Annotated in this window: 20 protein-coding genes and 1 pseudogene; 17 read left to right on the top strand and 4 right to left on the bottom strand. The window is 67.0% G+C overall.

Translation table 11 applies throughout. The annotated features are described in order from the left end of the window. Nucleotides 1-30 precede the first annotated feature (30 nt). Entirely contained in the window at nt 31-735 is a 705-nt protein-coding gene (locus tag LWH48_RS06110) for a succinate dehydrogenase iron-sulfur subunit (RefSeq protein ID WP_332875616.1), read from the top strand. Nucleotides 736-817: 82 nt separating this feature from the next. Here the strand turns inward: LWH48_RS06110 and hmpA are convergent, their stop codons facing one another. Both hmpA and LWH48_RS06100 read right to left on the bottom strand, forming a co-directional pair. Further along, nucleotides 818-1,987: an NO-inducible flavohemoprotein gene (hmpA, locus tag LWH48_RS06105; RefSeq protein WP_232911862.1), complete on the bottom strand. Its 1,170-nt coding sequence runs from the start codon at nt 1,985-1,987 to the stop codon at nt 818-820. Nucleotides 1,988-2,092: 105 nt separating this feature from the next. Continuing rightward, nucleotides 2,093-2,659 (bottom strand): YIP1 family protein, encoded by a 567-nt coding sequence (locus LWH48_RS06100; protein WP_232911861.1) that lies wholly within the window; start codon nt 2,657-2,659, stop codon nt 2,093-2,095. Between the two features lie 125 nt (nt 2,660-2,784). Here LWH48_RS06100 and LWH48_RS06095 point away from each other — a divergent pair, with 125 nt between their 5' ends. Continuing rightward, nucleotides 2,785-3,198, top strand: coding sequence for a MarR family transcriptional regulator (locus LWH48_RS06095; RefSeq protein ID WP_232911860.1), 414 nt, complete (start codon nt 2,785-2,787; stop codon nt 3,196-3,198). 98 nt (nt 3,199-3,296) lie between these two features. Beyond that, the gene (locus LWH48_RS06090; protein ID WP_232911859.1) at nt 3,297-4,454 is read left to right on the top strand and encodes a cytochrome P450; all 1,158 of its coding nucleotides are present in this window, start codon (nt 3,297-3,299) and stop codon (nt 4,452-4,454) included. 66 nt (nt 4,455-4,520) lie between these two features. On the opposite strand, the gene LWH48_RS06085 is transcribed toward LWH48_RS06090, so the two are convergent. Then, a complete protein-coding gene (locus tag LWH48_RS06085; protein WP_232911858.1) occupies nt 4,521-5,723 on the bottom strand; it encodes a cytochrome D1 domain-containing protein in 1,203 nt (400 codons plus the stop codon). Nucleotides 5,724-5,750: 27 nt separating this feature from the next. After that, the gene (locus LWH48_RS06080) at nt 5,751-6,092 is read right to left on the bottom strand and encodes a c-type cytochrome (protein WP_232911857.1); all 342 of its coding nucleotides are present in this window, start codon (nt 6,090-6,092) and stop codon (nt 5,751-5,753) included. A gap of 359 nt (nt 6,093-6,451) precedes the next feature. On the opposite strand from LWH48_RS06080, the gene LWH48_RS06075 reads away from it, so the two are divergent. The 14 genes and pseudogenes from LWH48_RS06075 (at nt 6,452) to LWH48_RS06010 (ending at nt 19,808) form a co-directional block, all read left to right on the top strand. Continuing rightward, nucleotides 6,452-8,182: a nitrite reductase gene (locus LWH48_RS06075; protein WP_023007103.1), complete on the top strand. Its 1,731-nt coding sequence runs from the start codon at nt 6,452-6,454 to the stop codon at nt 8,180-8,182. Nucleotides 8,183-8,239: 57 nt separating this feature from the next. Beyond that, a complete protein-coding gene (locus tag LWH48_RS06070) occupies nt 8,240-8,755 on the top strand; it encodes an Lrp/AsnC family transcriptional regulator (protein ID WP_232911856.1) in 516 nt (171 codons plus the stop codon). Next, on the top strand, nt 8,752-9,294 hold the full coding sequence (gene ahbB / locus LWH48_RS06065) for a siroheme decarboxylase subunit beta (protein ID WP_232911855.1): 543 nt from the start codon (nt 8,752-8,754) through the stop codon (nt 9,292-9,294). Before LWH48_RS06070 ends, ahbB (LWH48_RS06065) begins: the two co-directional genes overlap by 4 nt. Further along, nucleotides 9,291-9,749: an Lrp/AsnC family transcriptional regulator gene (locus LWH48_RS06060; RefSeq protein ID WP_232911854.1), complete on the top strand. Its 459-nt coding sequence runs from the start codon at nt 9,291-9,293 to the stop codon at nt 9,747-9,749. The genes ahbB (LWH48_RS06065) and LWH48_RS06060 overlap by 4 nt, the downstream gene beginning before the upstream one ends. Continuing rightward, nucleotides 9,724-10,323 carry a siroheme decarboxylase subunit beta gene (gene ahbB, locus LWH48_RS06055; RefSeq protein ID WP_232911853.1) on the top strand — a complete coding sequence of 200 codons (600 nt, stop codon included), beginning with the start codon at nt 9,724-9,726 and terminating at the stop codon, nt 10,321-10,323. Before LWH48_RS06060 ends, ahbB (LWH48_RS06055) begins: the two co-directional genes overlap by 26 nt. Nucleotides 10,324-10,375: 52 nt before the next feature. Beyond that, nucleotides 10,376-11,593: a heme d1 biosynthesis radical SAM protein NirJ gene (nirJ, locus tag LWH48_RS06050; RefSeq protein WP_232911852.1), complete on the top strand. Its 1,218-nt coding sequence runs from the start codon at nt 10,376-10,378 to the stop codon at nt 11,591-11,593. A 20-nt stretch (nt 11,594-11,613) separates the two neighbouring features. Beyond that, the gene (gene cobA / locus LWH48_RS06045; protein WP_161431688.1) at nt 11,614-12,450 is read left to right on the top strand and encodes a uroporphyrinogen-III C-methyltransferase; all 837 of its coding nucleotides are present in this window, start codon (nt 11,614-11,616) and stop codon (nt 12,448-12,450) included. Between the two features lie 20 nt (nt 12,451-12,470). Continuing rightward, on the top strand, nt 12,471-14,030 hold the full coding sequence (locus LWH48_RS06040; RefSeq protein ID WP_269816121.1) for a nitrite reductase: 1,560 nt from the start codon (nt 12,471-12,473) through the stop codon (nt 14,028-14,030). Between the two features lie 254 nt (nt 14,031-14,284). Next, nucleotides 14,285-15,496, top strand: coding sequence for an NnrS family protein (locus LWH48_RS06035; protein WP_232911851.1), 1,212 nt, complete (start codon nt 14,285-14,287; stop codon nt 15,494-15,496). Between the two features lie 21 nt (nt 15,497-15,517). Further along, nucleotides 15,518-15,904, top strand: a complete 387-nt coding sequence (locus LWH48_RS06030; RefSeq protein ID WP_232911850.1) for a SirB2 family protein — start codon at nt 15,518-15,520, stop codon at nt 15,902-15,904. 59 nt (nt 15,905-15,963) lie between these two features. After that, the gene (locus tag LWH48_RS06025) at nt 15,964-16,281 is read left to right on the top strand and encodes a carboxymuconolactone decarboxylase family protein (RefSeq protein ID WP_232911849.1); all 318 of its coding nucleotides are present in this window, start codon (nt 15,964-15,966) and stop codon (nt 16,279-16,281) included. Between the two features lie 126 nt (nt 16,282-16,407). After that, the gene (locus LWH48_RS06020; protein ID WP_232911848.1) at nt 16,408-17,436 is read left to right on the top strand and encodes an amino acid ABC transporter substrate-binding protein; all 1,029 of its coding nucleotides are present in this window, start codon (nt 16,408-16,410) and stop codon (nt 17,434-17,436) included. A gap of 81 nt (nt 17,437-17,517) precedes the next feature. After that, nucleotides 17,518-18,697: pseudogene (locus LWH48_RS06015) on the top strand (amino acid ABC transporter permease). A gap of 1 nt (nt 18,698) precedes the next feature. Next, complete coding sequence (locus LWH48_RS06010) at nt 18,699-19,808, top strand: amino acid ABC transporter permease (RefSeq protein WP_442908299.1); 1,110 nt, start codon at nt 18,699-18,701, stop codon at nt 19,806-19,808. Nucleotides 19,809-19,827 lie beyond the last annotated feature (19 nt).

Raw genomic sequence — 19,827 nt, 5'->3', positions numbered from 1 at the left:
TCGAGTCGAGGCCGAACTGGGGGCGTGATGATCAAGGTACGGCTCTATCGCTATCACCCCGAGAGGGACGACCTGCCGCGGATGGAAAGCCTGGAAGTCGAGGAGCGTTTCCGCAAGGCGATGGTGCTCGACGTGCTCGAACACCTGAAGCAGCAGGATGCCACCCTGGCCTATCGGCGCTCGTGTCGCGAGGGGGTATGCGGCTCCGACGGCATGAACATCAACGGCAAGAACGGCCTGGCCTGTATCACGCCGGTGGCGGAGGTGCTGGGTAGCGGCGATACCCTGACCCTGCGTCCGCTGCCGGGCATGCCGGTGATCCGTGATCTGGTCGTCGACCAGACGCTGTTCTTCCGCCAGTTCGAGAAGATCCGCCCCTGGCTGATCAACGACGAGCCACCCACCACCATCGAGCGACGCCAGAGTCCGGCGGATCGCGAGAAGCTCGATGGCCTCTACGAATGCATCCTGTGCGCCTGCTGCAGCTCGGCCTGCCCCTCCTGGTGGTGGAACCCCGACAAGTACATCGGTCCGGCCGGCCTCATCCAGGCCTATCGGTTCCTGATCGACAGCCGTGATACCGTCACCGACGAGCGGCTGGCGGAGCTCGACGACCCCTTCAGCGTGTTCCGCTGCCGACAGATTGCCAACTGCACCTGGGTATGTCCCAAGGGGCTCAACCCGATGCGGGCCATCGACCATATCAAGGCGATGCTGCTGGCACGCGGCAGCTGAGACCTATCCCGATCGCCACAAACGCAGTGACGACGCCCCGGCCAGGCCGGGGCGTCGTCTTGTCGTGCGGAGCGGTCGAGACTCAGGCGGCGTCGAGGGGACGCGAGGGGCCGAAGTGCTCGAAATGACGGCGTTCGGCGGGCACGCCGAGTTCGGCCAGGGCCCGGTCAACGGCGGTCATGAACCCCTGGGGGCCGACAAAGTAGCAGCGGCCGCCCTCGGGCAGGTAGCTTGCCAGCAGGTCGCGATTCACGCGGCCGGTATGATCGGCGGCTGAGCCGCTCTCATGGACGGTCACCAAGCGCAGCCGCTCCGGGTGCGCCTCGGCCAGGGCCGTTACCTCGTCGCGGAAGGCGTGATGCTCGGCATCCAGGGCGGCGTGCAGGTAGACCACCCGGCGACCCTGGGCCAGCGCCTGGCGCGCCATGGGCAGCAGCGGGGTCTGGCCGACACCGCCGCTTGCCAGCAGCAGCGGCTCGCCCCCCTCGTGCAGGGTCAACTCGCCGGCCGGTGGCAGCAGCGAGAGGGTGTCACCGACGCCCATGGCGTCATGCAGGTGACGGCTGGCGCGCCCTTGGGGCTCGCGCTTCACCGAGATCCGGTAGCTCTCGCCGTTGGGCAGGTCCGAGAGGCTGTAGTGCCGATAGACCGGTTCGCCATCGATGGTGAGCCTGACGCCGATGTACTGGCCGGGCGCATGGTCGGCGACCGGGCCACCGTCCACCGGCTCGAGCACGAAGGAGCGGATCACCGCGCTCTCCTGGTGCGTTGTCGCGATCCGGAATTCGCGGGGGCCACTCCAGCCGCCGGGCAGGCTCTCGAACTCGCGGTAGCGGTGCGCCTCCAGCTCGATCAGCAGTCCGGCCAGCTCCTCGTAGACGCCCTCCCAGGCGGCGGCGATCTCCGGCGTCACGGCGTCACCCAGCACCTCGCCGATGGCCGCCATCAGGCATTCGCCGACCAGGGGGTAGTGCTCGGGGCGGATGTCCAGGGAGACATGCTTGCCGACCACCGTGGCCAGGGTCTCGCGCACCTTCTCGCGATCGTGACGCAACTGCACATAGGCCAGCACGGCGCCGGCCAATGCCCGCGGCTGGCCGCCGTCTGCCTGGTGTGCCTGGTTGAAAAGCGGCTTTACCTGCGGATAGCGCTCGAACAGCAGCGGGTAGAAGCGCTGGGTGATGGCGTCGAGATGTTCGGCCACTACCGGGGCTGTGGCGGCGATCAGCTGTTCCTGCTCCTGAGTCAGCATCGAGGGGCTCCATGTCGGGGGGATTTTTTTAAGGTGCATGTAAACTACATGTTCATTCCCGACAAGGCCAGACCCTCGATGCTGCGCTGCACCGGAGGGTGCGGCTCAATAGGCCCAGACGATTGCCATCAACAGGCCCCAGGCCAGTACCCCGGCCGCCATGATGGTGTAGGCCGCCGACATGGTGTTGACGTCGTTGTCGCTGCGTTCGCAGAGCGCCTGGAGACCGTGGTAGACCAGACTGCAGGAGATACCCAGGGCCACCAGTACCGCCAGGGTATTGAGCAGCAGGCTGGGGATCAGCAGCACGATCGCCGAGGACCACAGCGGCAGCGGTGCGAGGGCTGCCAGCAGGTAGGCATCGTGGTAGTCGATGGACAGTTCCCGCGTGCCGTTGACCACGGCGTGAATCAGCCAGCCCATCACGAAGAAGGTGAGCAACTCGGCCAGGAACAGGATGGTGGTGATGAAGCGCCACTCCCGGTCGGCAAAGCCCATGACGAAACCATCACCGTAGTGAGTGCCGGCATAGTAGAGCAGCACCGGCGGCAGCAGCGACATGGGCAGCACCAGGCCCCAGGCAAGCACCGGGATCGAAGGCTTGCGTTGCTGCAGGCTCTTCCAGCCTGCCTGGCGGGTAAAGGGTAGCTTGATGACGGTCAGGGGGTTCATGGAGGTCTCCTCGTCGGCGGGCATAAGTATCATAATATGATATTGTGACTTAACCTTTAGGCCTCGCCCTGCCTGCTGTCAAGCGGTGGGCGATACGCGGTCCAGACACACGCCGGATACTTTTCATGAGCGATGACGCCCTCACCAAGCAGGACTTCCAGCGCCTTTCGCACTTTCGTTATCAGCTGCGCTGCTTCCTTCGCCAGAGCGATGACATCTGTCGCGAACACGGCCTGACCCCGCTGCAGTACCAGCTGCTGTTGCACCTGCTGGGCTTCGCGGGGCGCGAGTGGGCCTCCATCGGCGAACTGGCCGAGCGGCTCCAGGCAAAGCACCACGGCACCGTGGCGCTGGTGGATCGCTGCGAGCAACTGGGGCTGGTGGAACGTCGGCCGAGCCGCGGCGATCGGCGGCGCATCGAGGTACACCTGCTGGCGCGCGGTGCCGAGCTGGCCAGCAGCATCGCCGAGCTGCATCAGCCGGAGCTGCGTCACCTGCAGGAGGAGTTTCGCCTGCCGGGCTGGCCCGAACTGCCCTGAGCCGTGAACAGAGCCCGCTGACCTGGGTCAATGCGACCTTCGCGGTTTTTTGCTCCTATGAATCGATTCGACGCCCCCCCTTCCTTTCAGGAGATGACATGAGCGATACGCACCAGCAGGACTGGGACCCGCGCGCCGCGGATGCGCTGAACGACCAGATCAGCGCCTATGACGAGATGCGCCACCGTTGCCCGGTGGCCTTCAGCGACTACCTGCAGTGGTCGCTGTTCCGCCATGCGGACGTGATGCGCGTGCTCGAGGACCACGAGACCTTCAGCAACGCGGCGAGCCGCCACCTGTCGGTGCCCAACGCCATGGACCCGCCCGAGCACACTCGCTTCCGGCGACTCATCGAGCCCTACTTCGGCCCCGAGGCCATGGCCGAGTTTGCGCCGCAATGCCGTGCTATCGCCGAGGCCGTGGTCGACCGTCTGCCCGCCGACGGTGAGGTAGAAGCGATGGCCGAGATGGGACAGGACTTCGCCCTGGAGATCCAGTGCGCCTTCATGGGCTGGCCCGCCGCGCTCCACGAGCCGCTGCGCGCCTGGGTGAAGCGCCAGCAGGCCGCCACCCTGGCCCAGGACCGCGAGGCGCTGGGCGAGCTGGCGCTGGAATTCGATGGCGTGATCCGCGAACAGTTGGAACTCCGCCGAGCGGCTGGCGATGACGCGCCGGACGACGTCACCACCCGGATCATGAACGAGACGGTGGAGGAGCGTGCGCTCGCCGACGAGGAAATCGTCAGCATCCTGCGCAACTGGACGGTGGGGGAACTCGGCACCATCTCGGCAAGCATCGGCATCCTGATGCGCTACCTGGCCGCCGATCCGGAGCTTCAGGGGCGGCTGCGTGCCGATCGCCGCCTGCTGCCGGCGGCCATCGACGAGATCCTGCGCCTCGATGCGCCTCTGATGTCCAACCGGCGCATTGCTACCCGTCCGGTGGAGATCGGCGGCCGCCGTCTCGAGGCCGGCGATCGCCTGACGCTCCTGTGGGGCTCGGCCAACCGCGATGAGGCGGTGTTCGGCGACCCCGACGAGGTGCGTCTGGATCGCGACCCCAAGGACAACCTGCTCTACGGGGCCGGCATCCACGTCTGCCCCGGGGCGCCCCTGGCGCGAATGGAGCTTCACGACTTCATGGACGCGCTGCTCGACGCCACCGTCGATATCGCCCTGCTGCCGGCACGTCCCGCGGTGCGCGCCTTTTACCCCGCCGGCGGCTACTCCGAGGTGCCGCTGCACGTGCGGCGCTAGCCGCATAGGCCATGATGACGGAAGGCGCCCCGCGGGGCGCCTTCCTTGCTTCGGGTGGCCGGGTCCTCAGAGCCCGATACGGTGCGCCCGGTCGGTAAAGAAGATGCCGCTTGGCGACTCGCTGTCGAGCCGTGCGACCTCCTCCAGGGTGCGGGTGTCGTAGACCACCACCCGGTCGCTGTCCCGGGCCGAGACCCAGGCCTGCTCTCCCTTGGGTGTGAACTCCATGTGCAGAACAGCCTCACCGGGCGTGAGGGTGGCGACGACCTCGCGGGACTCGGTATCGATCACCTGCACCACGTCGTTGTCGGGGTGGGCGAAGTTCACCCAGATCTGGCGCTCGTCGGGGCGGCGCATCACGAAGATCGGCTGGCCATGGACCGGGATACGGTCGACCAGTGACCAGTCGTCGCTGTCGGCGACCAGCACCTCGTGGCGGCCTACCGCCGGCAGCCAGGCCTCGTCGCCGGCCAGGGTCCAGCCCTCCAGGTGGGGCATCTTGTAGACCGGCAGGCGCTCCTCGCCGCGGCCATAGTCGGGCAGGATGCGCGTGACGCCCTGCTCCGGGTGCCACAGGTCGAGCATCGCCAGGCCATCCTCGCCGAACAGCCCGGCGATATAGTAGCGCCCGTTGGGGCCGATCAGGGCGTCGTAGGGCTCCTTGCCGATATCGGTGAAGCGCGTCACCTCGGGGGTATCGCCGTGCATGTCGACCAGGTGGATCTCGCCGGCCTCGAACAGGCTGTAGACGAAGCGGTTGCCGGGGGCATCCACCAGGCCCACCACCTTGGAGCGTTGCTCCTCGCCATTCTCGTCGGTCCAGGTGGCGGGGATATCGGCGACTTCCTCCAGGGTCTCGCTGTCGAAGATCTTCACGCCGCCCGGCTCATAGTTGGCGACCGCCACCTGCGAGCCATCCTGGGAGACGGCGCCGCCGATGCTGTTGCCCGACTGGATCACCCGGTGGGTGATCTCGCCGGTAAGCAGGTCGACTCGGCTGAGGCCGCCATCGCGGCCGAACACGAAGGCGTAGCGGGCGTCACGGGAGAACTTCACCGAGGCGTGGGAGAGGTCCCCGAGGCCCTCGACCCGGTCGAGGATGCGGCGTTCGCTGGTATCCACCACCGCGAGGCTGCCGGTGGCGCGCTCCACCACCACGCCGAGGTCGCCGGTGCCGCGCAGCTCGGCGGTCGGGGTCGCCTGGCAGCCGGCCAGCAGGGCGAGCAGCGAGACGGCGGCGAGGGGCTTGAGAAGGGCAGGGGCGATCATGGTCACTCCTTGTGATCGGGAAGGACGTTACTCATCCAGGGGGTTGTCGTTCTGCAGGTGGTCGGCGAGCCACAGGGCCTCCTGCTCGGTGAGAAGCCCCTCCCAGCCCGGCATGGCGGTGCCCTCGACGCCGTGGAGGATCAGCGCGGCCAGGCCGTCTTGGCTGTAGGCATTCATGCGCGACCTGGGCAGTTCAGGGCCCAGGCCACCGCGCAGGGTCATGCCGTGGCAGGAGCCGCAGTCCTGATAGAGCAGGGTCTCGAGCTCGGCCTCGCGTTCGGCGGAGAGTGGCGTCTCGGCCTGGACGACGAGAGGCAGTGCACAGGTCATGGCCAGCAGCGCGAAGCGTAGGTTAAGGGGCGGCAACATGGCGACTCCTGAGGTAAGGGCTGGGGAGAGTGTCCCTGCCCGGGCGTCGGCGCGCATTGATTGGCGTCAACGAAAGTCTCCTAGGCCTGTGCTTATCAGCTAAGCCAAAAGCGCTCAATTTCCCTTTGTGGGTAGCCGTTCCGCGCTTTGATACAGGTCAATATCTCCCCGGATAGAGGGCCTGAGAGCATTAAAGGAGCATGAATTATGCGCGTTATTGGGCCACTCTCTGCGCAGGAAGGTCATCGGCCGTGTGATGCCGGCTGGCCGTCCGGCGAAGTACACCATTGAGAAGTACAACAATGACTCGCCCATGTCCTGGCGACAGCGCACTCAAGGATCATGACAGAGGTGGAACGATGATGAAGAAAGACTGGTATCTCAAGCCCCTGGCCGTGGCGGTAACCACCGTCGCGCTGGGTATTACCGCGGCTTACGCCCAGGATGGCAAGAAGGATCTCGACGAGACCCAGGCCGCCTATCAGGGCACCGAGTCCGCCGTGGATCCGGGCTCGGCGAAGGTGGTTCGCACCCCCGGTGCGCCGGACCTGACCGATGCGGAGTTCGAGAAGGCCAAGGAGATCTACTTCCAACGTTGCGCCGGCTGCCACGGCGTGCTGCGCAAGGGCGCCACCGGCAAGCCGCTGACCACCGATATCACCCAGGAGCGTGGTATCGAGTACCTCAAGGCGTTCATCCACTACGGCTCTCCGGCCGGCATGCCCAACTGGGGCACCTCGGGCGACCTGACCGAGGATGAGGTCGAGCTGATGGCCAAGTACATCATGCACGAGCCGCCGCAGCCTCCCGAATTCGGCATGGCCGACATGAAGGAGACCTGGGAGGTGCTGGTCGCCCCCGAGGATCGCCCCACCGAGCAGATGAACGACCTGGACATCGAGAACCTGTTCTCGGTCACCCTGCGTGACGCCGGCCAGATCGCCCTGATCGATGGCGCCTCCAAGGAGATCGTCAAGATCCTCGACACCGGCTATGCGGTGCACATCTCGCGCATGTCCGCCTCCGGCCGCTATCTGTTCGTCATCGGTCGCGACGCCAAGATCGACATGATCGACCTGTGGATGGAAGACCCGAGCATCGTCGCCACCATCAAGATCGGCATGGAGGCGCGCTCCGTCGAGACCTCCAAGTTCGAGGGCTACGAGGATGACCTGGCCATCGCCGGCGCCTACTGGCCGCCCCAGTACGTGATCATGGATGGCCAGACCCTGGAGCCGAAGAAGATCGTGGCCACCCGCGGCATGACCGTCGGCGAGCAGGAGTACCACCCGGAGCCCCGCGTGGCGGCCATCGTGGCCTCCCACCAGCACCCGGAGTTCATCGTCAACATCAAGGAGACCGGCAAGGTCCGCCTGGTGAACTACGAGAACCTGGACGCCCTCTCCACCGTCGAGATCGACACCTCGCGCTTCCTGCACGACGGCGGCTGGGACGCCTCGGGTCGCTACTTCCTCACCGCGGCCAACGAGTCCAACCAGATCGTGGTCATCGACGCCCAGGAGCGTGAGCTCGAGGCGATCGTCGACGTGGGCAAGATCCCGCACCCGGGCCGCGGCGCCAACTTCGTCGACCCCGAGCATGGGCCGGTGTGGGCCACCAGCCACCTGGGCGACGCCACCATCCAGCTGATCGGCACCGACCCGGAAGGGCATCCGGACAACGCCTGGAAGGTGGTACGCACCCTGGAAGGCCAGGGCGGCGGCTCGCTGTTCATCAAGACCCATCCGGAGTCCGACAACCTCTACGTCGACACCGCGCTCAACCCCAACGAGGCGATCAGCCAGAGCGTGGCGGTCTACGACATCAACGACCTGGAGGCCGGCTACGATGTGCTGCCGATCGCCGAGTGGGCCGATGTGGGTGAGGGGCCCAAGCGCGTAGTGCAGCCGGAGTACAACCAGGCCGGCGACGAGGTGTGGTTCTCCGTGTGGAACACCATGGATGACACCTCCGCGATCGTGGTGGTCGACGACGAGACCCGCGAGCTGAAGCACGTGATCAAGGACGAGCGGCTGGTCACCCCGACCGGCAAGTTCAACGTGATCAACACTCAGAAAGACATCTACTGATCGGGACCCGGCGGCGGGCGCAAGCCCGCCGCCACCCGCCGCAAGTGAGCTGTGCCAATGCATTGCCAAGCACCGAACAGCCAAGACCCGACTCACCAGGCCCGAAACCTCGATGCGCTGGACCGTCGTCTGATCGACAGCTATCAGCGTGGCCTGCCGGTCTGTACCCGCCCCTTCCACACCATTGCCGAACGCCTGGGCAGCAGTGAGGACGAGGTGATCTCACGCCTCGAGCGCCTGCAGGACATGGGCGTGCTGAGCCGGGTGGGGCCGGTGTTCGACCATGCCCGGGCCGGCGCCAGCCTGCTGGCCGCCGTGGCCGTACCCGAGGCCGAACGCGATGCCTTCGCAGAGCTCATCAACGCCGCCCCCGGCGTCAACCACAACTATGCCCGCGAACACGACTTCAATCTGTGGTTCGTGATGACCGCACCGGACGAATCCGAGCTCGAGGCGCGGCTCGACGCCCTGGAGGCATGCCTGGGCGTGCCGATCCTGCGGCTGCCGATGCTCGAGGGCTACCATATCGACCTGTCGTTCCCCATTCCCTGGGCCGAGCTGGAGCGCGCATGAAGACCACCGACGACCTGGAGTTCGCCGCCACCGGCGCCGCCCGCCATGCGCCCTCGGCCGAGGCCGAGCGCCGCCTGCGCGGCCTGCTCGAGCAGGGGCTGCCGCTTGTCCCGCGCCCCTGGCGCACCCTGGCCGAACAGGCCGGCATGGCCGAGGATCAAGTGATGGCCTGCGTCCGCCGCTGGCAGGCTGACGGCATGATCAAGCGCCTGGGGCTGGTGGTGAAGCATCGCCGCCTGGGCATCCAGGCCAATGCCATGGTGGTATGGAACGTGCCCGACGAGCGGGTCGCCGAAGTGGGCCGACGCCTGGCCCACGAGACCGCCGTGACACTCTGCTACCGTCGTCCCCGGCGGCTGCCCGACTGGCCCTACAACCTTTTCTGCATGATCCATGGTGCCCGTCGCGAGCGGGTCGAGGCGGAGCTTGCGGCCATCGTCGAGCGCCTGGGCCTGGGAGACCTGGAGCACCGCGTGCTGTTCAGTACCCATGCCTATCGCCAGTGCGGTGGCCGCTACGTGCGTGAGGGGGCAGCATGACCCTCGATGACCTGGACGGCGTCGATCGTCGCCTGATCAACCGTTTGCAGGATGGCCTGCCGTTGGTGGCACGCCCCTTCGCGGCGGTGGCCAAGGAGCTGGACATCGCCGAGGGCGACCTGCTCTATCGCCTGGAGCGCCTGCGTGAGGGCGGTGTGCTCAGCCGCTTCGGCCCGATGTACCACGCCGAGCGCCTGGGCGGCGGCCTGACCCTGGCCGCGCTGGCGGTACCCGAATCCGACTATGATGAGGTCGTCGCGACCGTCAATGCCTTCCCCGAGGTGGCCCACAACTATCGTCGCGAGCACGAGCTCAACATGTGGTTCGTGCTGGCCACCGAGACGCGGGAACGCATCTCCGAGACCATCGCCGGGATCGAAGCGGCCACCGGCCTGCCGGTCTACAACATGCCCAAGGAGGAGGAGTTCCATGTCCGTCTCCACCTGCCCGTCTAGGCCGGCGCCGCGCCGCGAAGCCATCGAGGCTGCTGCCCCGCCGCCGGATACCGGGGGGCTCGATGCCGCTGATCGTGCCATCGTGCTGGCCACCCAGGCCGGCCTGCCGCTGGTCCCCGACCCCTGGGGCGCGGTGGGTCGTGAGGTGGGCATGAGCGGTGCCGAGGTGCTCGAGCGCATGCAGGCCATGCAGGAAAGCGGGGTGATCCGCCGGGTCGCTGCGGTGCCCAACCACTATCGGCTCGGCTACGTGGCCAATGGCATGACGGTGTGGGACGTCGACGACGCCCAGATCGACCGCCTGGGCCGCGAGGTGGCCGCCATCGAGGGCGTCAGCCACTGCTATCGTCGCCCGCGCCACCTGCCGCACTGGCCCTACAACCTGTTCGCCATGCTGCATGGCCGCAGCCGGGAGGAGGTCGAGCGCCAGGCCGCGGTGCTGCGCGAGCGCCTGGGCGAGGCGTGTCGCGATCACCGCATCCTCTACAGCACGCGTATTCTCAAGAAGACCGGGCTGCGTCTGGCCGGCAGCCGGCCGAGCGATGCGTCCACGGACACCCAACGTCGGGGCTGAGTCGCGCGCCGCCGCGGCGGCTCAGCACAGCAAATCCCAGCAGGAGAACGCCATGTTCCGCGTCACCCGCTATATCAAGAGCCTGATGGAACCGGGTCCCATCCCTCCGGCGCGCAAGCCGCCCGGCCCGGTGGTGATCTGGAACCTGATCCGTCGCTGCAACCTGACCTGCAAGCACTGCTACACCACCTCGGCGGATATCGACTTCGCCGGCGAACTCTCCAACGCCGAGGCCCATGCGGTTCTCGACGACCTCGCTGCCTTCCGGGTGCCGGCGCTGATCCTCTCCGGCGGCGAGCCGCTGATGCGGCCCGACATCTTCGAGCTGTCGCGCCGCTCCCGGGAGCTCGGGATCTACACCGGACTCTCCACCAACGGCACCCTGATTACCGAGGAGAACATCGACGAGATCGCCGACGTCGGCTACGACTACGTGGGCATCAGCATCGATGGCCTCGAGGAGACCCACGACGTCATCCGCCAGCGGAAGGGTGCCTTCCGCGAGTCCATGCATGCGGTGAAGCTGTGCAAGGAGCGCGGCATCAAGGTCGGCCTGCGCTTCACCCTGACCCGCGAGAACTACGAGCAGCTCGGCGATATCCTGGCCCTGCTCGACGAGCATGATGTCGACAAGTTCTACCTCTCGCACCTCAACTACGGCGGCCGCGGCCGGCGCCACAGCAAGCAGGACGCCTGGCACCAGATGACCCGCGACGCCATGACCCGGCTCTTCGACCACTGCCGCGATGAGCTCGAACGCGGCGTGGAGCGCGAGTACGTCACCGGCAACAACGATGCCGATGGCCCCTTCCTGCTGATGTGGGCCCGGGAGCATTTCCCCGACCAGGCCGAGGCCCTGGAGCAGCGGCTGCTCAACTGGGGCGGCAACGCCTCAGGCGAGCATATCGCCAATATCGACAACCTGGGCCACGTCCACCCGGATACCTTCTGGTGGGACCACGACCTGGGCAGTGTCCGCGAACGCCCCTTCTCCACGATCTGGCGTGATACGCAGGACCCGCTGATGGTCGGCTTCCGCCAGCGGCCGCGGCCGCTCAAGGGGCGCTGCGCCGAGTGCCGTTACCTGTCGATCTGCAACGGCAATACCCGGGTGCGTGCCTGGAAGGTCAGTGGAGATCCCTGGGAAGAGGATCCCGGCTGCTACCTGACCAACGCCGAGATCGGCGTCGCCGAGGGGGGCGAGCGTCGGGTGGCGGCACCCTATTCCTCCCCACCCCATGAGGCCATCCAGGCCGTCGAGATCAGCTGAGGCTAGCGAGGAGTACCGCCATGCCGTCACACCGTGTTTCCTATGACCTGGCCGAGGCGCCGCTGGCGTCCGGCGAAGTGGCCATCATCGGCGCCGGGCCCGGCGATCCCGGCCTGCTGACCCTGCGGGCCCTGTCGCTGATCGAGCAGGCCGACTGCCTGGTCTATGACCGCCTGGTCTCCCGCGAGGTGCTGGCCCTGGCCAGCCCCAGGGCGCGGCGCTTCTACGTGGGCAAGGCGTCACGCTGCCATGCCCTGACCCAGGACGAGACCAATGCCCTGCTGGTGCGCCTGGCCCGGGAGGGCCGCCGCGTGGTGCGCCTCAAGGGGGGTGACCCCTACATCTTCGGTCGCGGCGGCGAGGAGGCCGAGGTGCTGATCGAGCATGGCGTGGGCTTCCGCGTGGTGCCGGGCATCACCTCGGCCCAGGGGTGTGCCGCCTACGGTGGCTTCCCGCTGACCCATCGCGACTACGCCCAGAGCGTCACCTTCGTCACCGGTCACTGCAAGGGGGATGGCGACCTGGCCCTGAACTGGGCCTCGCTGGCCGCCCCGCACCAGACCACGGTGTTCTACATGGGCCTGGCCAATGCCGAGCTGATTCGCCGCGAGCTGCAGCGCCACGGCCTGCCGGCCGAGCACCCGGTGGCCCTGGTCGAGCGTGGCACCACCCCCGAGCAGCGCCAGGTCATCACCTGCCTGGGCGAGCTGGTCGAGACCATCGCCAGGGAAGGGCTGCGTCCGCCCACCCTGATCGTGGTGGGTGAGGTGGTGCGCCTGGCCGATACCCTGGCCCAGCCCGCGCCGGAGGAGGCCTCCTTCATCGAGGGTGCCGCCCTGGAGCGGATTGCCCTGTGACAGTTCATGGAAGACTCGCAATGATCCCGCGACTCCTGCCGCTGCTGGCTGCTGCCATGCTGCTGCCCGCGGCCGTCCTGGCCGGGGGTGGTGCGGATACCGAGGCGCTCTACCAGACCCACTGTGCCTCCTGCCACGGTGCCGACCGCCTGGGTGGTATCGGCCCGGCGCTGCTGCCGGGCAACCTGTCACGTCTCAAGTCGGCGGCCGCCGAGGCGGTGATCCGTGACGGCCGTGCGGCCAGCCAGATGCCGGGATTTGCCGATCAGCTCGAAGAGGATCAGGTCACCTCGCTGGCCGAGTGGATCTACCGCGAGCCCGAGGTGGAGCCGAGCTGGGGGCGCGACGAGATCCTGGCCAGCCAGCTGGTGCACCATCCCGATGGCAGCCTGCCCGACGAACCGCGCTTCGACGCCGACCCGCTCAACCTGTTCATCGTGGTGGAGACCGGTGACCACCACGCCACCCTGCTCGACGGCGATACCTTCGAGCCGATTCATCGCTTCGCCACCCGCTATGCCCTGCACGGCGGTCCCAAGTACACCCCGGATGGACGCTACGTGTTCTTCGGCTCCCGGGACGGCTGGGTGACCAAGTACGACATCTACAACATGCAGGTGGTGGCCGAGGTGCGCGCCGGTATCAACATGCGCAATATTGCCGTCTCGGGGGATGGCCGCTACGTGATGGCCGCCAACTACCTGCCCCACAGCCTGGTGCTGTTCGATGCTCACAACCTCGACCTGATGAAGGTCTATCCGGCGGTGGGCGAGAACGGCGAGAGCTCGCGGGTCAGCGCCGTCTACGCCGCCCCGCCGCGGGGCAGCTTCATCGCCGCGCTGAAGGATATCGAGGAGGTGTGGGAGATTCCCTGGCCGCTGCCCACCGAGCCGGTGGTCTCCACCGGCCATATGGCGACGCCGCTGGCGCCACGACGCGGCCACGACACGCCCAACTTCCGGGTGCGGCGGATCCCGGTCCCGGACTACCTCGATGACTTCTTCTTCGACCTCGACTACGAGCACGTCATCGGCGCCTCACGGGGCGGCCAGGGCGGCATGGTGGTCAATCTGGACAGCGGCGAGAAGGTGGCCGACCTGCCCCTGGAGGGGATGCCCCACCTCGGCTCGGGCATCACCTGGGAACACGAGGGGCGTCGGGTGATGGCGACGCCCCACCTGACCCGGGCGGCGGTATCGATCATCGACATGACCAGCTGGGAGGTCATCAAGACCCTCGAGACCGATGGCCCCGGCTTCTTCATGCGCAGCCATGCCAACTCGCCCTATGTCTGGGCGGACGTCTTCTTCGGCCCCAACCGCGACCGGGTGCATGTCATCGACAAGCAGAGCCTCGAGATCGTCGAGACGCTGATTCCCGAGCCCGGCAAGACCGCCGCCCACGTGGAGTTCGATCGCTACGGCGAGAAGCTGCTGCTCAGCCTGTGGGAAGACGATGGCGCGGTGATCGTCTATGACGCCGAGACCCTCGAGGAGGAGAAGCGCATCCCGATGAGCAAGCCCTCCGGCAAGTACAACGTCTGGAACAAGACTAGGTACGAGGAGGGCACCAGCCACTGAGGACAAAAGCCGACAATCCTTGCTGCGCTCGATATCCTGGCCGCCGGCGGTACCGGAACGCCGGCCCGGTCGAATCCTCATTGAGCCGCCAGTCAACTCCGGTTGCTGCGTTCCGGCGGCGGTCAGCCTCTCTTCGCTCGCGACAGGATTGAACGGCTCTCGTCATAAGAAGCATTCTTGATACCTGTCATGGAAGTCGCGAGCCCGTCGGCGCACAATGGCACCATCCAAGCGTCTCATACGGGTATCGCGACATGTCCTCCTCCCGCACCAGCCAGACCGCCTTCGCACCGACCCAGCTAGCGGTGGCGCGCCTGGCCTTCCGTCCCTTCTTCCTACTCGCCGCGCTGTTCAGCATCCTCTCCCTGGTGGTGTGGTTCGCCTTCTGGCACGGCGATATCCTGCTGCGCCCGCAGGGTGGACTGATGTTCTGGCACCAGCACGAGATGCTGTTCGGTTTTGCCGTTGCCGTGGTGGCGGGCTTCCTGCTCACCGCGGTGCAGAACTGGACCGGGCTGCCCAGCCTCAAGGGCGGGCCGCTGCTGGGGCTGGTCGCCCTGTGGCTGGCGGCGCGTGTGCTGATGGCTTTTCCCATGGGGCTGCCAGGCTGGCTGGTGGCGGCAGTGGATATCGCCTTCCTGCCAGTGGTGGCGGCGGTGATGGCGAGCCTGGTGATCCGTGCGCGGCGCTGGCGCAACCTGATCTTCCTGCCGGCCCTGGGACTGCTGACCCTGGCCAACCTGCTGATGCACCTGGGCGTGCTCTCCGGCGAGGCGGAGCTGATCCGCCCGGCCGCGCACCTGGCGGTGCTGCTGATCACCCTGCTGATGGTGGTGGTGGGCGGTCGGGTGATCGCCATGTTCACCGCCAACCGCCTGGGGCTGACCCGCAAGCCGCCGATTCCGACCCTGGAGTACGCGAGCCTGGGCAGCGTGATGGCGGTGGTGCTGGGCCAGTTGCTCCTCGCCCTGGGCGTGGCGCTGCCGCCGGCGCTGCTGGCCGGCCTGATGCTGCTGGCGGCGCTGGCCAACGCCGTACGCCTGTCGCGCTGGGGCGGCCAGCACAGCTGGCGCGAGCCGCTGCTGTGGGGGCTGCACCTGAGCTATGCCTTCATCCCTGTGGGTCTGGTCATGTGGGCACTGGCGCTGCTCGCCGGCAGCCGCGCGGATGCCGCGCTGCACGCCCTGACCATCGGTGGCATGGGCACCATGATGCTGTCGATGATGGCGCGAGTCTCGCTGGGCCATACCGCACGCCCCATCCGCACCCTGCCCGGCATCGGCGTGGCCCTCGCGCTGATGGTGGCCGCTGCGCTCTTGCGCTCGCCGGTGCTGGTGCTGTTCCCGCAGATCACCCACTGGACCTACAACCTGGGGATCATCTTCTGGTGCCTGGCCTATGGCGTCTTCCTGTTCCACTATACGGCGCCGTTGCTGTCGGCCCGCCCCGATGGCAAGGATGGATAACCACCTACCCGGAGCGACTCGATGGAACACTATTTCCTGATCAAGCACCTGCATATCACCGCCGCCACCCTGAGCATCCTGTTCTTCGTGCTGCGCGCCATCTGGTCGGTGCGCGAGGCGCCGGTGCTGCAGGCGCGCTGGGTGAGGATCGCCCCCCATGTCATCGACACGCTGCTGCTGACGCTGGGTGTGGTGCTGATGGTGATGCTCTCGCTGTGGCCCCACCAGCATCCCTGGCTGGCCGCCAAGCTGATTGCCCTGCTGGTCTACATCGGTCTGGGCACGCTGGCGATCAAGCGCGGGCGAAGCCCGGCGGTGCGTGGTGTGGCCGGCGTGGCGGCGGTACTGGTGTTCCTGTACATGCTGGGCGCGGCCATCACCAAGAGCGCGCTCTCCTGGCTGGCGTGACGCGGCCCCGGTCGAGTGGCCTATACTGACGCCACATTCATCCGCAGAAGGAACTTGGCATGTCGAAACAGGATCTTCCCTCCGGTGCCGGTCAGGTGGCCGAGCAGTACCCCGAGGTGTGGGGCGCCTACGCCGAGCTGGGCAGGGCTTGTGCCGAGAGTGGCCCGCTGGACGCGCGTACCCGCCGACTGGTGAAGCTGGCCCTGGCCGTGGGCGCACGCTCCGAGGGCGCCGTGCACTCCCATGCCCGCCGCGCACTGGAGGAGGGGGAGACCGCGGAGGCCCTCAAGCAGGTGGCCATGCTTTCCATCCCCACCCTGGGCCTGCCCCGCGGTGTCGCGGCGCTGACCTGGATCGAGGACATCACCGACTCCTGACTACGGCGGCCCTCCGGGCCGCTGGGACAAGCGTTTAATCGCCATATTGGCATCGGAACTCCCGGCTCTGCTAGGTTCGAGGCTGCTGCATCAGCAGATCAATACATAACAGACCGGGAGTCTTTCATGCGTTACAACAACAAGATGCTGTGGTCCCTTCCTGCCCTGGCCCTCGGCGTGGGGCTTTCCGCCCAGGCCTCTGCCGCCACCCTGGACGAGGTCCAGGAACGCGGCGAGCTGCGCTGCGGCGTCAACGTCGGCCTTTCCGGCTTCTCCTCCCCCGACGAGAATGGCACCTGGCAGGGGCTCGATGTGGAGACCTGCCGCGGTATCGCCGCCGCCGTGTTGGGCGATCCGGAAGCGGTCTCCTTCACCCCGCTGACCGCCAAGGAGCGCTTCACCGCGCTGCAGTCCGGCGAGATCGACGTGCTCTCGCGCAACACCACCTGGACGGCGACCCGCGACAACTCGCTGGGCCTGAACTTCACCGCCACTACCTTCTACGATGGCCAGGGCTTCATGGTGGCCAAGGATCTGGGCATCGAGGGGCCAGAGCAGTTCGATGGCGCCTCGATCTGCATCCAGTCCGGCACCACCCACGAGCTCAACCTGGCCGACTACTTCCCCTCCCGCGGCATCGAGATCCAGACCGTCACCTTCGACACCCCCGACCAGACCGCCCAGGGCTTCGCCAGCGGCCGCTGCGACATCCTCACCTCCGACACTTCCCAGCTCAGTGCCCTGCGCCTGCAGCTGCCGGAGCCGGACAGTGTCGAGATCCTCGAGACGCTGATCTCCAAGGAGCCGCTGGGGCCCGTGGTGCGCCAGGGTGATGACCAGTGGTTCGATATCGTGCAGTGGTCGATCTTCGCCATGGTCAACGCAGAGGAGCTGGGCGTGACCTCCGGGAACGTCGACGAGATGCGCGACGATGCCCCCAACCCCCAGGTAGCGCGCCTGTTGGGCGTTGACGGAAACTATGGCGAGCAGCTGGGTATCGGCAATGACTGGGCTTACAACATCGTCAAGCACGTGGGCAACTATGGCGAGGTGTTCGCCAGCACCGTGGGCGAGGATTCTCCCATGCAGATCAGCCGCGGGGTGAATGCGCTGTGGAACGAGGGCGGCATCCTCTACGCACCGCCGATCCGCTGACCCATCCTGAACGTCCAATGACCGGGCACCACGCATGGCGACATGCGTGGTGCCGTTTCGGGTACGTCTGCGAGGCTCGTTATGCTGCGTTCTTCCTCACGGGAGAGGGGGTCGCTATGGCGTGACCCCACCTTCCGCGCCCTGCTGGTGCAGGGCATCCTGCTGCTGGCGCTGGGGGCGTTCTTCGCCATGGTGGTGTCCAACACCCTGGCCAACCTCGAGGCCCGGGGCATCACCACCGGCTTCGGCTTCCTCCAGGAGCGGGCCGGCTTCTCCATTCCCCAGACGCTGATCGAGTACTCCGGCGACAGCACCTATGCCCGCACCTTCGTGGTGGGGCTGCTCAATACCCTGCTGGTCTCCGCCATGGGCATCGTGGCGGCGACCCTGATCGGCTTCGCCGTGGGCATCGCCCGGCTGTCGCCCAACTGGCTGCTGGCCCGGTTGGCCACCGCCTACGTGGAGATCTTCCGCAACATCCCGCTGCTGGTGCAGATCCTGTTCTGGTACTTCGCCGTGCTGCAGGCCCTGCCCAGCCCGCGCGACAGCCTCTCGCTGTTCGAGGTGATCTTCCTCAACGTGCGCGGCGTGGTACTGCCCGACCCCCAGCCGCTGGCCGGCTTCGCCGCCACTCCCTGGGCGCTGCTGGTCGCGGTTCTCGCCACCTGGGGGGATGGTGCGTTTCGCCAAGCGTCGCCAGGCCGAAACCGGCCGGCCGCTGCCGGTGTTCAGGCTGGGCGCCCTGCTGCTGGTCGGCCTGCCACTGGCCACCTTCCTGTTCACCGGCATGCCGCTGGAGTGGTCCATCCCGACGCTCAAGGGCTTCAACTTCCAGGGTGGCGTGACGGTGCTTCCCGAGCTGATCGCGCTATGGCTGGCGCTCTCCATCTACACCGCCTCCTTCATCGCCGAGATCGTGCGTTCGGGAATCCAGTCGGTACCCCAGGGGCAGGTGGAGGCGGCCAAGGCACTGAGCCTGCCCGCCGGCATCATCCTGCGCAAGGTGGTGATTCCCCAGGCAATGCGGGTCATCGTGCCGCAGCTGACCAGCCAGCACCTCAACCTGATCAAGAACTCCTCGCTGGCCACCGCGATCGGCTACCCGGACCTGGTGGCGGTGTTCTCTGGCACGGCGCTGAACCAGACCGGGCAGGCCATCGAGATCGTCGCCATGACCATGGCCGTCTACCTGCTGATCAACCTGGTGGTGTCCGCGCTGATGAACCTCTACAACGCGCGCACCCTGCTCAAGGAGCGGTGACATGGAACCGACCTCGACCCGAACCGAGATGATTCCCGAGCGCCGCGCGCCCGACATGCGCCGGGGGGCTGCGGGCTGGCTCAGGGCCAACCTCTTCAATACGCCGCTCAACGGTGCCGTGACGGTGGTCACCGCCGCCCTGCTGGCCTGGCTGCTGTGGCCGGCGCTGCAGTGGGCGGTGCTGCAGGCCGACTGGATCGGCAGCTCACGAGAGGCATGCAGCGGCGAGGGGGCCTGCTGGGTGTTCATCAGCGCCCGCTTCGAATCCATCGTCTATGGCTTCTACCCCGAGGCCGAGCGCTGGCGGGTGGACCTGGTGTTCCTACTGATGGCGGTGCTGGTGGCCTGGCTGGCCATTCCGCGCCTGCCCGCCAAGCGCTGGGTGGGACTGTTCGCCCTGGTGGGCTTCCCGATGGTGGCCTTCTTCCTGCTGGTGGGTGGCAGCTTTGGCCTCGAACACGTACCGACTCGCGATTGGGGCGGTCTGATGCTGACCCTGACCATCGCCACCGTGGGGATCGTCGGCTCCCTGCCCATCGGCGTGGTGCTGGCCCTGGGGCGGCGTTCGAAGATGCCGCTGGTGCGTGGCTTCTGCGTGGTATTCATCGAGTTCTGGCGCGGCGTGCCGCTGATCACCGTGCTCTTCATGGCCTCGGTGATGCTGCCGCTGTTCGTGCCGACCCAGGTGGAGTTCGACAAGCTGCTGCGTGCCCTGGTGGGCATCATGCTGTTCTGGAGTGCCTACATGGCCGAAGTGGTGCGTGGTGGACTCCAGGCGATCCCCCGCGGCCAGGAGGAGGCCGCCAAGGCGCTGGGCATGGGCTACTGGCAGCGCATGGCGCTGATCGTGCTGCCCCAGGCGCTCAAGCTGGTGATCCCCGGCATCGTCAACACCTTCATCGCGTTGTTCAAGGATACCTCACTGGTGCTGATCATCGGCCTCTTCGACCTGCTGGCGATCATCCGGGCGGGGCTGACCGACAGTGACTGGCTGGGCTTCGCCACCGAGGGCTATGTCTTCGCCGCCCTGGTGTTCTGGGTGTTCTGCTTCAGCATGTCGCGCTACAGCCAGTACATCGAGCGCCGCCTGCACACCGGCCATCGCAACTGACAACAAGGATTCGACCCGA

The organism is Halomonas sp. G15 (assembly GCF_021282295.1).
Classification (GTDB): Bacteria; Pseudomonadota; Gammaproteobacteria; order Pseudomonadales; family Halomonadaceae; genus Halomonas; species Halomonas alimentaria.
This window is presented reverse-complemented; position numbering and strand designations above follow the sequence as displayed.